The organism is Thauera mechernichensis, assembly GCF_029588855.1.
GTDB lineage: Bacteria > Pseudomonadota > Gammaproteobacteria > Burkholderiales > Rhodocyclaceae > Thauera > Thauera mechernichensis.
The window spans coordinates 159,704-174,764 of sequence record NZ_JARQZE010000002.1 but is presented as its reverse complement, the minus strand read 5'-3'; the positions used below and the strand labels follow the sequence as shown (position 1 = coordinate 174,764).

The 15,061-nt window shown below is 63.6% G+C and carries 15 protein-coding genes; 2 read left to right on the top strand and 13 right to left on the bottom strand.

The genetic code is table 11. The annotated features are described in order from the left end of the window. Window positions 1-41: 41 nt before the first annotated feature. From leuB to fdxA, 12 genes are all read right to left on the bottom strand, one after another. Window positions 42-1,106, bottom strand: a complete 1,065-nt coding sequence (leuB, locus tag P7F68_RS03725; RefSeq protein ID WP_002935761.1) for a 3-isopropylmalate dehydrogenase — start codon at window positions 1,104-1,106, stop codon at window positions 42-44. 51 nt (window positions 1,107-1,157) lie between these two features. Continuing rightward, on the bottom strand, window positions 1,158-1,796 hold the full coding sequence (gene leuD / locus P7F68_RS03720) for a 3-isopropylmalate dehydratase small subunit (RefSeq protein ID WP_277830819.1): 639 nt from the start codon (window positions 1,794-1,796) through the stop codon (window positions 1,158-1,160). Continuing rightward, window positions 1,796-1,927 (bottom strand): entericidin A/B family lipoprotein, encoded by a 132-nt coding sequence (locus P7F68_RS03715; protein WP_002923779.1) that lies wholly within the window; start codon window positions 1,925-1,927, stop codon window positions 1,796-1,798. The genes leuD and P7F68_RS03715 overlap by 1 nt, the downstream gene beginning before the upstream one ends. A gap of 27 nt (window positions 1,928-1,954) precedes the next feature. Continuing rightward, complete coding sequence (gene leuC / locus P7F68_RS03710; RefSeq protein ID WP_277830815.1) at window positions 1,955-3,364, bottom strand: 3-isopropylmalate dehydratase large subunit; 1,410 nt, start codon at window positions 3,362-3,364, stop codon at window positions 1,955-1,957. Between the two features lie 85 nt (window positions 3,365-3,449). Further along, a complete protein-coding gene (locus P7F68_RS03705) occupies window positions 3,450-4,265 on the bottom strand; it encodes a M48 family metallopeptidase (RefSeq protein ID WP_002923776.1) in 816 nt (271 codons plus the stop codon). Window positions 4,266-4,278: 13 nt separating this feature from the next. Continuing rightward, a complete protein-coding gene (locus tag P7F68_RS03700; RefSeq protein ID WP_277830813.1) occupies window positions 4,279-5,439 on the bottom strand; it encodes an MFS transporter in 1,161 nt (386 codons plus the stop codon). A 27-nt stretch (window positions 5,440-5,466) separates the two neighbouring features. Next, window positions 5,467-6,597 (bottom strand): chorismate synthase, encoded by a 1,131-nt coding sequence (gene aroC / locus P7F68_RS03695; protein ID WP_277830811.1) that lies wholly within the window; start codon window positions 6,595-6,597, stop codon window positions 5,467-5,469. Window positions 6,598-6,768: 171 nt separating this feature from the next. Beyond that, window positions 6,769-7,086, bottom strand: a complete 318-nt coding sequence (gene ilvN, locus P7F68_RS03690) for an acetolactate synthase small subunit (RefSeq protein WP_002923773.1) — start codon at window positions 7,084-7,086, stop codon at window positions 6,769-6,771. Continuing rightward, window positions 7,086-8,753, bottom strand: coding sequence for an acetolactate synthase large subunit (ilvB, locus tag P7F68_RS03685; RefSeq protein WP_002935767.1), 1,668 nt, complete (start codon window positions 8,751-8,753; stop codon window positions 7,086-7,088). The genes ilvN and ilvB overlap by 1 nt, the downstream gene beginning before the upstream one ends. A 363-nt stretch (window positions 8,754-9,116) precedes the next feature. Next, entirely contained in the window at window positions 9,117-10,781 is a 1,665-nt protein-coding gene (locus P7F68_RS03680; RefSeq protein ID WP_002923771.1) for a long-chain-fatty-acid--CoA ligase, read from the bottom strand. Window positions 10,782-10,998: 217 nt separating this feature from the next. Further along, window positions 10,999-11,451: a CBS domain-containing protein gene (locus tag P7F68_RS03675; protein WP_002923770.1), complete on the bottom strand. Its 453-nt coding sequence runs from the start codon at window positions 11,449-11,451 to the stop codon at window positions 10,999-11,001. Between the two features lie 98 nt (window positions 11,452-11,549). Continuing rightward, window positions 11,550-11,873, bottom strand: coding sequence for a ferredoxin FdxA (gene fdxA / locus P7F68_RS03670; RefSeq protein WP_002923768.1), 324 nt, complete (start codon window positions 11,871-11,873; stop codon window positions 11,550-11,552). Between the two features lie 345 nt (window positions 11,874-12,218). Here fdxA and trxA point away from each other — a divergent pair, with 345 nt between their 5' ends. Together trxA and rho are read left to right on the top strand one after the other, a co-directional pair. Further along, entirely contained in the window at window positions 12,219-12,545 is a 327-nt protein-coding gene (gene trxA / locus P7F68_RS03665; protein ID WP_002923767.1) for a thioredoxin TrxA, read from the top strand. A 172-nt stretch (window positions 12,546-12,717) separates the two neighbouring features. Continuing rightward, complete coding sequence (rho, locus tag P7F68_RS03660; RefSeq protein WP_157354431.1) at window positions 12,718-13,983, top strand: transcription termination factor Rho; 1,266 nt, start codon at window positions 12,718-12,720, stop codon at window positions 13,981-13,983. Between the two features lie 102 nt (window positions 13,984-14,085). Here the strand turns inward: rho and P7F68_RS03655 are convergent, their stop codons facing one another. Next, on the bottom strand, window positions 14,086-14,943 hold the full coding sequence (locus P7F68_RS03655; protein ID WP_002923764.1) for a 3-hydroxybutyryl-CoA dehydrogenase: 858 nt from the start codon (window positions 14,941-14,943) through the stop codon (window positions 14,086-14,088). Between the last annotated feature and the right edge of the window lie 118 nt (window positions 14,944-15,061).

Below are 15,061 nucleotides of genomic sequence, written 5' to 3'. Positions count from 1 at the left end.
CAGCTAAGACGTTTTCTGAAATCCAACCGCGAAGCAACAGCTTACAGCGCAGCGAGCACCGCGTCGCCCATCTCGCGCGTGCCGACCCGCTTCGTACCCGGTTCATGGATGTCGCCGGTACGATAACCTTGGGCGAGCACCTTCTTGACCGCGCTCTCGACTCGCCGGGCAGACTCCTCCTGATTGAAGGTATAGCGCAGCATCATCGCCGCCGACAGGATGGTGGCGAGCGGGTTGGCAAGGTCCTTGCCGGCGATATCCGGCGCGGAACCGTGCGAGGGTTCGTACAGGCCCTTGTTGTTGGCGTCGAGCGAGGCGGAGGGCAGCATGCCGATCGAGCCGGTGAGCATCGAGGCTTCATCCGACAGGATGTCGCCGAACATGTTGCCGGTGACCATCACGTCGAATTGCTTGGGCGCACGCACGAGCTGCATGGCAGCGTTGTCGACCAGCATGTGGCTGAGCTCGACGTCCGGGTAGTCCTTGGCGAGCTCCTCGGCGATATCGCGCCACAGCTGTGTCGTCTCGAGCACATTCATCTTGTCGACAGAGCACAGGCGCTTGCCACGCTTCTGCGCCGCCTCGAAGGCCACCTTGAGGATGCGGCGGATCTCGTACTCGGCATAGATCATGGTGTTCCAGCCCACGCGCTGCTGCGTGCCCTCGACCTCGCGCACCTCGATGCCGCGCGGCTGGCCGAAGTAGATGTCGCCCGTCAGCTCGCGCACGATCAGGATGTCCAGGCCAGCGACGATTTCGGGCTTGAGCGAGGAGGCGTTGGCGAGTTCGGGGTACAGAATCGCCGGGCGCAGGTTGGCGAACAGCCCGAGGTCCTTGCGGATGCCCAGCAGGCCGCGCTCCGGGCGCTGGTCGCGCGGCAGCGTATCCCACTTCGGACCACCGACTGCGCCGAGCAGCAGCGCATCGGCCGCGCGCGCGAGCTTTTGCGTGGCTTCCGGATAGGGGTTTCCGGTGGCATCGACCGCGCAACCGCCGATCAGCGCCTCTTCCATCTCCATCTTGAGATCGAGCGCCTTCAGCACGCGCACGGCCTGCGCCATGATTTCGGGACCGATGCCGTCACCCGGCAGCACGCAAATCTTCATCGAAGTGTTTTCCTTGGTTTCACTAAGCGCTGCAGCTTCGAAGCCGCACGCTCAGGCAAAGTAATAGGGATGTTCGGTACGGCGCTTGTCTTCGAAGGCGCGGATCTTGTCGGCATGACGCAGGGTCAGACCGATGTCGTCCCAGCCGTTGAGCAGGCATTCCTTGCGGAAGGGGTCGATGTCGAAGGCGATCGACTTGCCATCCGGGCGGGTGATCGTCTGGGCGGCCAGATCGACACGAAGACGATACCCTTCTGCGGCCTCGCACTGGCGGAACAGCTCGTCGACCTCGGCGGCGTCGAGTTTGATCGGCAGCAGGCCGTTCTTGAAGCTGTTGTTGAAGAAGATGTCCGCGAAGCTCGGCCCGATCAGGACGCGGAAGCCATAGTCCTCGAGCGCCCAGGGGGCGTGCTCGCGCGAACTGCCGCAACCGAAATTGTCGCGCGTGAGCAGGATCTGCGCGCCCGTGTAACGTGCCTGGTTGAGCACGAAGTCGGGGTTGAGCGGGCGCTTGCTGTTGTCCTGGCCGGGCTGGCCGACATCGAGATAGCGCCACTCGTCGAAAGCGTTGGGGCCGAAGCCGCTGCGCTTGATCGACTTCAGGAACTGCTTGGGGATGATCGCGTCGGTGTCGACGTTGGCGCGGTCGAACGGCGCAACCAGACCGTCGAGCGTGGTAAACGGCTTCATTATTTGACTGCCCTCTGGATGGCCTCGCCACCCTTTTCGATGTCCTTGCCGATGCCCTGCACGGTGTTGCAGGCGCCGAGCGCAAGCACGGCGAACACGGCGGCGCAGAGGCTTGCGATGGTTCTCTTCATCGGAAACGCTCCTCGGGAAGCGCGCGCTCAGGCGAGCGTGCGCACGTCGGTGAAGTGGCCGGTCACCGCGGCGGCGGCGGCCATGGCCGGGCTCACGAGATGGGTGCGCCCGCCTGCGCCCTGGCGGCCCTCGAAGTTACGGTTCGAGGTCGAGGCACAACGCTCGCCCGGCTCGAGGCGGTCGGCGTTCATCGCCAGGCACATCGAACAGCCCGGCTCGCGCCACTCGAAACCAGCGGCGAGGAAGACCTCGTGCAAGCCCTCGGCTTCGGCCTGACGCTTGACCAGACCGGAGCCCGGCACCACCAGCACGCGCTTGACGTTGGCGGCCTTCCTGCGCCCCTTGGCAACCGCAGCGGCCTCGCGCAGATCCTCGATGCGCGAATTGGTGCAAGAGCCGATGAAGACCTGGTCGACCTTGATCTCGGTGATCGGGGTGTTGGCCTCCAACCCCATGTACTTGAGCGCGCGCTCGACACCCTCGCGGCGTACGGGGTCTGCAACCGCAGCGGGATCCGGCACGCAGCCATCGACTGTGGTGACCATCTCGGGCGAGGTACCCCAGGTCACCTGCGGCAGGATGTCCTCGGCCTTGAGCTCGACGACCTTGTCGAACTCCGCGCCCTCGTCGCTGTGCAGACTGCGCCAGTAATCGACCGCCTTGTCCCAGGCCTCGCCCTTGGGCGAGAACGGACGGTCCTTGAGGTAGTCGATGGTGGTTTCGTCCACGCCGACCATGCCGGCGCGCGCACCCGCCTCGATCGCCATGTTGCAGATCGTCATGCGACCTTCCATCGACAGCGCACGAATCGCACTGCCGCCGAACTCCATCGCGTAGCCGGTGCCACCGGCCGTGCCGATCTTGCCGATGATGGCGAGCACCACGTCCTTGGCCGTGACACCGGCGCCAAGTTGGCCGTCGACCCTGACCAGCATGGTCTTCGACTTCTTCTGCAGCAGGCATTGGGTGGCCATGACATGCTCCACCTCGGAGGTGCCGATGCCGTGCGCCAGACAGCCGAAAGCGCCATGCGTGGAGGTGTGCGAGTCGCCGCACACCACGGTCATGCCAGGCAGCGTGGCGCCGTTCTCGGGCCCGATCACGTGCACGATGCCCTGGCGCTCGTCCTTGAATGGGAAGTAGGCAAGCGAGCCCACCTCGCGAATGTTGGCATCGAGCGTCTCGACCTGCTGGCGCGACACCGGATCCTGGATGCCCAGATCCCAATGGTCGGTCGGCGTGTTGTGGTCCGCCGTGGCCACGATCGAGCTGATCCGCCATGGCGTGCGCCCGGCCAGCTTGAGGCCTTCGAAAGCCTGCGGGCTGGTCACCTCATGGACAAGGTGGCGATCGATGTAGATCAGCGCCGTACCGTCAGCCTCCTGATGGACGACGTGACTGGACCAGAGCTTTTCGTACAAGGTTTGAGCTTGCATCCCGGGGATTCCGCGTCAAGAAAAATATCGATTATTTCACAAAGGCTGCGAGACTGAACAGCCGCCCGACTCAGCACCATCGGGCTCAGCGCCGCGCAGCCTGGTACAGCGGCATGACGCGGGCGGCGTACTCAGCCAGGTCGCGCTGGCGACTGGCGTGCGAGGGGTGGGTCGACAACCACTGCGGCGGCGCCCCTGCCGACTGGGTGGACATCTTGTTCCACAAGCTCACCGCGGCACGCGGGTCATAGCCCGCGCGCGCGGCAAGCTCGACGCCGATTCGGTCGGCCTCGATCTCATGCTCGCGCGAGTTGGGGAGCTCGAAGGTCACTTTTGCCACCGTGCTCATCAGATCCTGCCCAACCTGGCCGACGCCAAGCAGGGCACCAGCCACTGAGACCCCCAGCCCGGTGGCCATCGATTTCGACACCTGCTCGCGGGAATGCTCGCGCAGCGCATGCGCGATCTCGTGCCCCATCACGGCGGCGATCTCGTCATCAGTCAGCCTCAAGCGCTCGATCAAACCGGTGTAGATGGCCATCTTGCCGCCCGCCATGCACCAGGCGTTGAGCTCGTTGGAGGAGAACACATTCACCTCCCACTGCCACGCCGGCGCATCGGCGCGGAACACGCCCGTCTGCGCAGTCAGTCGTGCGACGATGGTGCGCACGCGCTGGACCATGGCCGGATCACGATTGAGCGCATTCTTCTGCCGCGCCTCGGCAAGCATCTGCTGGTACTGCTGCCGCGAAGCCTGCTCGACCTCCTTGGCGGACACCATCATCATTTGCGAGCGTTGCACACCCACGGCGCCGCCGCCCGTGGTTTGCACCGTCTGACACGCAACCGTCATCGTCGCCACGATGACCACGGGCAAAACGCCCCTCACAAGTCCTTTCATCGCTCCAAGCTCCTCAACCCGCTCGTCCTTCGTCCGCATCGGCAGCTACCCGCCAGCCAGCCAGCAGCCAGACCAGGCCGGCCAACGCGAACACCGAGCCCATCGTATAGGTCCAGGCCGCACCCAGCGTTTCCCAGGTGTAACCGCTCAGCAGGCCACCGAGCATGCCGCCGGCACCGAAGGAGATGCTGCCGTACAAGGCCTGCCCACGCGATTGGAGCCGTCCCGGGAACCAGAGGTTCACCACGGCGATCGCTGCCGCGTGGTAGGCGCCGAAGGTGGCACCGTGCAACAGCTGGGCGAGTACCAGCAGAGCGAGGCTGTCCGCCCCCCAGCCGATCATCGCAAAGCGCAGCACCGCACAGACAAAGGCAAAGAGCAGGATCGTTCGCAGCCGGAAGTAGCGCACCAGACGCGGCATCAACATGAAGACGACAATCTCGGCAAGCACACCCAGCGTCCACATCCAGCCCACCAGGGATGTGTCATAGCCATGCTCGACCAGGAAGATCGAGTAGAACACGTAGAGCGCGCCGTGCGCAGCGGACATCAGGAAACAGGCGCCGAGCAGCGCACGCACCTCGGGCCGGCGCAGGGTCTCGCCCATGCTGGCCGCCGCGCGCGGCTCGGGAGCGCGCGCAGCCTCCGGCACCACCAAAGCGCACACGAGGATGCCGGCGAGGATGGCTGCGGTCACCCACAGCACGGCGTCGATCGGCAGATGGTCGAGCAGGTAGCCGAGCCCGAGCACGGCTGCGATGAAGCCGACCGATCCCCACACACGGATGCTGCCGTAGCGGTGCGCGGCCGTCCCGAGGTGGGAGAAGGTCAGGCCCTCCACCAGCGGCAGCGCCGCGCTCCAGAAGAAGGCCATCAGCGCCATGGCCGCGAACAGGCCGGCGAACTCGGTGGTTAGGAAGAAGCCAGCGAACCCCGCCAGTGCCGCGATCGCCGACAGGCGCACGATGGCAACGCGTGCGCCCAGCTTTTCGGCGAGCCAGCCCCACAGGTTCGGCGCCAGCACCCGCATCAGCTGCGTCAGCGACATCAGGATGGCGATGTCCGTGGCCGACAGGCTGACCGACTGCAGGTAGAGCGTGAAGTAAGGCGAGAACGCGCCGACGAAGGCGAAGTAGAAGAAATAGTAGGCGGACAGGCGCCAGTAAGGGACCATGCCGACGAAGTCCGCAACAGCCGCGCGTCAGCGCGGCGAAGGCAGGCGCTGGAGCCCCTGGGGCGCGAGTGCGGCAATCCGCGGCGTGTCGGTACTGACGTCGCCGCACTGCGCGCGGTGGCGCAGCGCGTGGTCGATCAGGACCAGCGCGAGCATCGACTCGGCGATCGGCGTGGCGCGGATACCGACACAGGGATCGTGGCGCCCGTGCGTATTGACGATGACCGGGTTGCCGGCGCGGTCGATGGAGCGGCGGTCGAGGCGGATGCTCGAGGTCGGCTTGATCGCGATGCTGGCGACGATGTCCTGGCCGGTGGAGATGCCCCCCAGCACGCCGCCGGCGTGGTTGGACAGGAAGCCCTCGGGCGTCATCTCGTCACCGTGCTCGGTGCCACGCTGGGCGACTGAGGCAAAGCCAGCGCCGATCTCGACGCCCTTGACGGCATTGATGCCCATCATCGCATAGGCGATGTCGGCGTCCAGGCGACCGTAGACCGGCTCGCCCCACCCCACGGGCACGCCGCTGGCGACCACATCGATGCGCGCACCGATTGAATCGCCCGACTTGCGCAGCTCGTCCATGTAGGCCTCGAGTTGCGGCACGATGGCGGCATTGGGAGCGAAGAAGGGATTGCCGTCGACCTCGTCCCAGGACACGAAGGGAATCTCGATAGGCCCGAGCGCGGTCATGCAGGCACGGATGACGATACCGTAGCGTTCCTGCAGCCACTTGCGCGCGATCGCGCCCGCCGCGACGCGCACCGCAGTCTCACGCGCCGACGAACGTCCGCCGCCGCGGTGATCGCGCAGGCCGTATTTCTGCAGATAGGCATAGTCCGCATGCCCGGGGCGGAAGGTATCGGCGATGTTGCCGTAGTCCTTGCTGCGCTGATCCTGGTTGCGGATGAGTAACGCGATCGGCGTGCCGGTGGTCACGCCCTCGAACACACCCGACAGGATCTCCACGGTGTCGGGCTCGCGGCGCTGGGTAACGTGGCGCGAAGTACCCGGCTTGCGGCGATCGAGTTCGGCCTGGATATCGGCCTCGCTGAGCGCGAGCCCCGGCGGACACCCGTCAACCACGCAGCCGATGGCCGGGCCATGCGATTCGCCAAAGGACGTGACGGTGAAGAGCGTGCCGAAGGTGTTGCCGGACATGGAAGGATTCGCCTCTCGTAAGCGCCGCACCTGACCGCAGAGGCCACGGCTGCAGCGCGACTGGTTGCATCATGGAAAAGGGGATGGGGCGTGAGTCTAGCACGCAAGCCCATCCCCTCCGCGCCGCCGGGCCGATGACCGCGGCGGTGCCACGCACCGGCGCTCGGGCGATCAGTGGAAGAAGCTCTCCAGACGCTCGAAGACCTCGTGCTCGGCACCGTGCCGGCGTACCGCCAGCACGTCTTCGAGCTTCTCGACCTGGCGCACCATCTGCTCCAGGCGCTGGTCGTCGAACACCAGCAGCCAGATACGCGAGCGCTTGCCGTCCGATACCGGCATGCACAGGATGCCCTCGACGTTGAACGCCCTGCGCGCAAATAGATTGCAGATGTGGCTCATCACCCCGGGGTGGTTGTTCACATCGATTTCGAGAACGACCTTGGCGCAGCTCGTCTGCGGCAGCGGGTCGGCAACCTGTTCGATCATCATCAGCCTCCGATCATCTCGGTGTTGGCCGCACCGGGCGGCACCATGGGATAGACAAATTGTTCGCGGTCGATCGTCGCATGGATCAGGCACGGACCCGGAGCACGCAGGGCTTCGGCAAGCGCCATACGCGGATCTTCGGCCTTGTCCAGATCCACCGCAGGCACGCCGAAGCCTTCAGCGATCTTCACGAAATCGGGCTCGGTGCGGTACTTCGAGGCGAACAGGCGCTTGCCGTAGAACAGCGTCTGCTGCTGGTACACCAGGCCGAGCGCGTTGTTGTTCATGAGCACGATCTTGACGTTCAGGCCTTCCTCGGCAAGCGTCGCGAGCTCCTGGATGTTCATCTTGAAGCTGCCATCGCCCGAGAAGCACACCACGGTGCGCTCCGGCTCGGCAAGCGCCGCACCGATCGCCGTCGGCATGCCGAAGCCCATCGTGCCCAGGCCACCGGAGGTGAGCCACTGGCGCGGACGACGGAAGGGATAGGCCTGCGCAACCCACATCTGGTGCTGGCCGACGTCGGTGGCGATCACCGCCTCGTCATCGAGCGCATCGGCCACGGCCTGGATAAGCCCGTAGTGGCTGCGCGGATCCTCGATGCCGGGGAGTTGCATCGGGAAGCGCGTCTTCAGGTCTGCGACCTTCGACAGCCAGGCCTCCCGGATGATCGGATCGATGCGCGGCAGAAGCGCCGCCAGGGCGACATTCACATCGGCATGGATGGCGACATGGGCATTCTTGATCTTGTGCAGCTCGGAGCGGTCGACATCGATATGAACGATGCTGGCCCTCGGGCAGAACTGCGCCGCCTTGCCAATCGCGCGATCGTCGAAGCGGGCGCCGACGCAGATCAGCACATCGGCTTCCTCGAGCACGAAATTGGTGTAGCGCGCGCCATGCATGCCGAGCATGCCGATCGACAGGTGGTGATCCATCGGCATTGCGCCCAGAGCCATCAAGGTCATCGTGGTCGGTAGCCCGGCGCGCTCGGCCAGCTGGACCGCAAGCGGCGCCGCACCCGAGTGCACCACGCCGCCACCGAGATAGAGCACCGGCCGCTGCGCACCGTTGATCATGCGCGCTGCCTCTTCGATGGCAGCGAGGTCGAGCGCGGGCGTGGGGTCGGGCACCGCTGGCGGAGGCAGCTCCTCGATGCTGATGAGCTGGTTCTGCACGTCCTTGGGCACATCAATCAGCACCGGACCGGGACGGCCCGACATGGCGATGCGGAAAGCATCAGGGACGACCTCCAGCAACTCTTGTGCCGAACGCACAAGGAAGTTGTGCTTGGTGATCGGCACCGTGATGCCATAGATATCCACTTCCTGGAACGCATCCGTGCCGATCATGGCCTGCGGCACCTGGCCGGTGATGACCACCATCGGGATGGAGTCCAGGCAAGCGTCGGCGATGGCGGTGACCAGATTGGTCGCACCCGGGCCACTGGAGGCGATGCACACCTGGGGCACGCCGCTCACGCGCGCCATGCCCTGGGCCATGAAGCCCGCACCCTGCTCGTGGCGGGCAAGCACGTGACGGATCAGCTCACTGGACGACAAGGCGTCGTAGAACGGCAGGATCGCGCCGCCTGGCACGCCAGCGACGGTACGCACGCCCTGACGCTCGAGAAGACGCACGATAAGTTGCGCGCCGGTAAGTTGAATCATGTTGCTCTCCTTCGTTGCGGATTCGACAGCCAGACCGACGAGCCAAAAAAACAAAACCCCCGCCGGCCTTGCGCGCCGACGGGGGTTTGGAATCTTGCTGCTGGAGTGTTCTGTCCCGTTACGACGCGCGTTGTCCTACGCTTACTACGCGTACTACGACGACAGCGAGGAAACGGGCGGACAGGGTCATTACGGATTATCGACTTGAACTCGGAACGTCTCTTTGCAGACTGCGGCCGATTCTAATGACTAATCGCCGCATTGCACAAGAGACTTTTTCGATTGGCAGCCCGCTGCGCCCTGGCGGGAGGACTGATCAAGCCGGCCCAACCAGCCCAACCAGCCCCGACGCGCACGCAACCATCAGGCAGCCCCACGCAGTTCCCGGCGCAAGATCTTGCCCACGTTGCTCTTGGGCAGTTCGTCGCGGAACTCGACATGGTGCGGCACCTTGTAGCCGGTCAACTCCTTGCGACAATGCGCAATCAGCGCCTCGGCGGTGAGCGCGGGGTCCTTGCGCACCACGAACACCTTCACTGCTTCGCCGCTGCGCTCGTCGGGAACACCAACAGCGGCCACCTCGAGCACGCCCGGATGACTGGCAACGACATCCTCGACTTCGTTCGGATACACATTGAAGCCCGAGACCAGGATCATGTCCTTCTTGCGGTCGACCAGCGTGATGAAACCCGCTGCATCGATGACCGCAATGTCACCCGTGCGCAGATAGCCGTCAGACGTGAATACTCTCGCCGTCTCTTCAGGGCGATTCCAGTAACCTCGCATGACCTGAGGCCCACGCACGCAAAGCTCTCCACGCTGCCCGACTGGCTGCTCGACCCCATCGTCATCACGGATACTGATGTCGGTCGACGAGATCGGCAAGCCGATCGCGTGGTTGAACTCCTTGAGATCAAGCGGATTGAGCGTAACTGCCGGAGACGTCTCGGTCAGCCCATACGCCTCGACCAAAGCCACGCCGGTCACCTTCTTCCAGCGCTCGGCAACCGCTTGCTGCACCGCCATTCCTCCGCCCAGGGACACATGAAGCGAAGAGAAATCGAGCTTGGCAAAATCGGGGTTGTTCAGCAAGGCATTGAACAAGGTGTTCACGCCGGTGATCGCCGTGAAGCGATGCTTCGCAAGCTCCTTGACGAAGCCCGGAATGTCACGCGGATTGGTGATCAGGATGTTCGTCGCGCCCACCTTGAAAAAGGTCAGGCAGTTCGCGGTAAGCGAGAAGATGTGATACAGCGGCAGCGCGGTGATGATGATCTCCTGGCCCTCGCGCACCACCGGCCTGATCCACGCATGCGCCTGCTGCATGTTGGCAATGATGTTGCGATGCGTCAGCACCGCCCCCTTGGCCATGCCGGTCGTACCGCCGGTGTACTGCAAGAAGGCAATGTCTTCATGTCCCACATCGACCGGCTTCAAGGCATGGCGGGCACCGCGCTGCAACGCGTCCGAGAAGCGGACACTGCCGGGCAAGGACCACGCAGGCACCATCTTGCGTATCCGGCGCACGACGAAGTCGACGATCGCCCCTTTCGGGAAGCCGAGCAGCTCGCCAAGACTGGTGACGACCACATGACGGAGGGAGAGCTTGCCGATGACGCTCTGCAGCGTATGGGCAAAGTTCTCGAGGATCACGATCGCCTCGACGCCCGCATCCTTGAGTTGGTGCTCGAGCTCGCGCGCCGTATAAAGAGGATTGACATTGACGACTGTGTAGCCGGCTCTCAGCGCACCATAGAGCGCTACCGGGTACTGCAGCACATTCGGCATCATCAGGGCGACACGAGCCCCCTTTGCGAGCCCCAACTCCCCCTGAAGAAAAGCGCCGAAGCGCGCACTCAGGGCGTCGAGTTCGGCATAGGTGATCGTCTTCCCCATGCAGTAGAAGGCATCACGCTGCGAAAACTGCGCGACGCTCTTCTCGAACAGATCACCGAGCGAGCGGAACTGGTCGACGTCAATTTCGGCCGGTACGCCCGCGGGATAGCTCTTCAGCCAGATTTTTTCCACGCTACCTCCTCCTGTTGCTGGAAACTGCCGAACCGCATGATTGCCGTTCGGCCCCGCCCTCCCGAGGCGTCGGGTCAGCCCGTGAGGGCAGCCCCGCAATTCCAACTTGATCGCGCCCGATTATTTTGGGTTGGGCGTCAATCGGACGAAAACAGATTCGTCACGGAGGCGTGGCGACACGGTCGCCACAAGCCGGAGTCGCTACTCCAGCATCTGTTCAGCGCTCCTCCTGTTCGGCCTCAGGCCAGTTCCTGATGTAGTTCTTGAGCATTCGGTTCTCGAAGCTCTGCTCTTCGAGCACCGCCTTGGCCACATCATGAAAACTGACGACACCCAGCAGCGTATGATCTTCCATGACCGGCAGATAACGCTGGTGATGCTCGACCATGAGGCGCCGGAGCTCGTCCATCTCCATGTTTGGCGAAGCAGCGAGCGGATCTCTCAACATCACGTCCTCGACGCACAGCGCCTGCCAGTCAGCGCCGCCCTTCTGCACGGCCTGGAGGACCTGACGGAAGGTCAGCATGCCCACCATTTCGCCACGCGAGAACACGACAAGCGAGCCCACGTCCTGCTCGTTCATGATCTCTACGGCTTCTGCAATGCTCTTCTTCGGGGAAATGGTGAAAAGCACCTTGCCCTTGATCGCCAGGATCTCGCTCACCAGCATGTCGTTCTCCGAACCTCGTCGGTTTCAGTGTCAAGTCTGCGCCATATTAGTGCATCGATGCGGCAGCGCATAGCCGCCATGCGCCCCGTTGGGTGCAATCAGCGCACAAGCTCGTCGAGCTTGCCCTTGACCTTCGCCCAGTCCTCAGCATCGGGCAAGGGATCCTTGCGCTCGACGATCGGCTTCCACTGCCTGGACAGCTCCGCATTCAGCGCAATGAAGTGCTGCTGATCCGCAGGCACATCGTCCTCTGCATAGATCGCTTCCACCGGGCACTCGGCCACGCAGAGCGTACAGTCGATGCACTCCTCGGGATCAATGACGAGGAAGTTGGGCCCCTCGCGGAAGCAATCGACCGGACACACGTCCACACAGTCGGTATATTTGCAGCGAATGCAGCTTTCGGTGACGACGTAGGTCATCGCAGGATCTCCGTTTGTCAGGCGCCCAGACCACCCATCGACGAGGCGCAGGACGTGAATATAGTCCAGCCCATTGTTTTTTTGCCACGCCTCGGCGCTCAGTTTATTGGTCAGCCATCAATCACGCTTGACGGCCGCCGAACCTTCGCATAAGTTTCGCCAAGCTTCCTTTCCGGAAGGCTTCCCCTTCCGCCAACCGCGCCCCGTAGTCCAGCCCCCCTACCGCACAACGGCTCGGGAGGTAATCGTCGAGCGCGGCGTCCAGCAGCAAGCCCCATACAAGCATCACAACACAACGAAGTCATCGGCTTTCGTCAACACCCGCTAGCCCTTAAGTGAGGAATCATGAGCGAGCATATCCACTATGTGACTGACGGCAACTTCGAGTCCGAAGTGCTGCAGTCCCAGACCCCGGTGCTGGTCGATTACTGGGCCGAATGGTGCGGCCCCTGCAAGATGATCGCGCCCATCCTCGACGACGTCGCCAAGGACTACGCCGGCAAGCTCAAGATCGCCAAGCTCAACATCGACGAGAACCAGGAAACGCCGGCCAAGTACGGCATCCGGGGCATTCCGACGCTGATGCTGTTCAAGGGCGGCAACGTCGAGGCGACCAAAGTGGGCGCCCTTTCCAAATCTCAACTGACCGCCTTCATTGACAGCAACATCTAAGCCGGACCAGGCTCCGGCCCGCTCTCGCGGCTCCTCGCGTGCCCGTCGCCGTGGCTCGCGTAACCGAGACGGTAATCCCCCCCAGAATCAGCAGAACGACAACGATCTGTTCGACGTCGACAACGGTGGCGAGGAAGGCAACTCCACGCCCCGCGATCCCGACGTGCCTGCTCTGCACCTGTCCGAACTCAAGGCCCTGCATGTCAGCGAACTGCTGCAGATGGCAACGGACGCCGGTGTCGAGGGCGCAAACAGACTGCGCAAGCAGGAACTCGTGTTCGCGCTGCTGCGCAACCGTGCCCGCAGGGGCGAACCGATCTGTGGCGATGGCGCACTCGAAGTGCTGCCTGACGGCTTCGGCTTCCTGCGCTCCCCGGACACCTCGTATCTCGCTGCGACCGACGACATCTATGTGTCGCCATCGCAGATCCGGCGCTTCAACCTGCGCACCGGCGACACGATCGAGGGTGAGATCCGCACGCCCAAGGACGGCGAGCGCTATTTCGCGCTCACCAAGCTCGACAAGATCAACGGCCGCCCGCCGGAAGAGTGCAAGAGCAAGATCCTGTTCGAGAATCTCACGCCCCTGCACCCGCAGGAGTGCCTGAAGCTCGAGCGTGAGGTCCGTGGCGAGGAGAACATCACCAGCCGGGTGATCGACATGATCGCGCCGATCGGCAAGGGCCAGCGCGGCCTGCTCGTGGCCCCACCCAAGAGCGGCAAGACGGTGATGCTGCAGCACATCGCGCATGCGATCACGGCCAACCACCCGGACGTGAAGCTGATCGTGCTGCTGATCGACGAGCGCCCGGAGGAAGTGACCGAGATGCTGCGCTCGGTGAAGGGCGAGGTCGTAGCCTCCACCTTCGACGAGCCCGCCACCCGTCACGTCCAGGTCGCCGAGATGGTGATCGAGAAGGCCAAGCGCCTGACCGAGCACAAGTACGACGTGGTGATCCTGCTCGACTCGCTCACCCGCCTCGCACGCGCGTACAACACGGTGCAACCGGCCTCGGGCAAGGTACTGACCGGCGGCGTGGACGCCAACGCACTGCAGAAGCCCAAACGCTTCTTCGGCGCCGCGCGCAACATCGAGGAAGGCGGCTCGCTCACCATCATCGCCACCACGCTGGTCGACACCGGCAGCCGCATGGACGACGTGATCTACGAGGAGTTCAAGGGCACCGGCAACATGGAGCTCCACCTCGACCGCCGCATGGCGGAGAAGCGGGTCTATCCAGCGATCAACGTCAACCGTTCCGGCACCCGTCGCGAGGAGCTTCTGCTCAAGGCCGACGTGCTGCAGAAGGTTTGGATCCTGCGCAAGCTCCTGTACGGCATGGATGACATCGACGCGATGGAATTCCTGCTCGACAAGATCAAGGCCACCAAGGGCAACGCCGAGTTCTTCGACGCAATGCGCTCAGGCCGCGGCTGATTCACTTGCCCTCTGCATCAACACAAACGCCACCTCACGGTGGCGTTTGCATTTGGGCGCTGCCGGCTCCTCCAGGGCTTCCGCCCCGGAGCGCCGAGGGCATCACTTCGCGGGGTAGTCGAAGAAGCCCTTTCCACTCTTGCGCCCGAGATAGCCCGCCTCGAGCATCTCGACCAACAACGGCGCCGGGCGATACTTCGGATCCTTGGTGCCCTCGTACAGCACCTGCATCACAGCCAGTTCCACATCGAGACCGATGAGATCACACAGGGCGAGCGGTCCGATCGGATGGTTGCAGCCCAGCTTCATCGCCTCGTCGATCTCTGCCGCAGTCGCCAGCCCCTCGCCAAGCGCGAATACTGCCTCGTTGATCATCGGGCACAACAGGCGATTGACAACGAAACCCGGGCTGTTCTTCACCTTGATCGGGGACTTGCCGATCGACTGCGCAAGCGCCTCGACGGCTTCATAAGTCGCATCGGAGGTCTGCAGCCCCTTGATGAGCTCTACCAGCGCCATCATCGGCACCGGATTGAAGAAGTGCATGCCGATGACCTGGGCCGGCCGCTGCGTGCTGGCAGCAAGGCGGGTGATCGAGATCGACGAAGTGTTGCTGGCGAGAATGGCCTCAGGCTTGGTCAGCGCATCCAGCTCTGCGAAGATCTTGAGCTTGAGATTGACGTTCTCGGTCGCAGCCTCGATGACGAGGTCGCAATCAGCCAACGCGGAAAGCGCCGTCGCCGTGCCGATGTGCGCCATTGCCGCAGCCTTCTGCTCGGCACTCATCTTTTCCTTCTTCACCAGGCGATCGAGACTGGCGCCAATGGTATCGAGGCCACGCTTAACCTGCGCCTCGGCCACGTCCATCATCACCACATCCATCCCTGCAACCGCGAAAGCTTGGGCAATACCATTGCCCATCGTCCCCGCGCCAACGACACCAACCTTGGTGATACTCATCGTACTTGCTCTCCCGACTGGTTATAAGACACGCACGGACAGACGCACAGGCACGCCCTTTTTCCATACCGTAGCGTATGTTATGAACTTTAGCTGATTCTGCTCACCAGCACCAGCC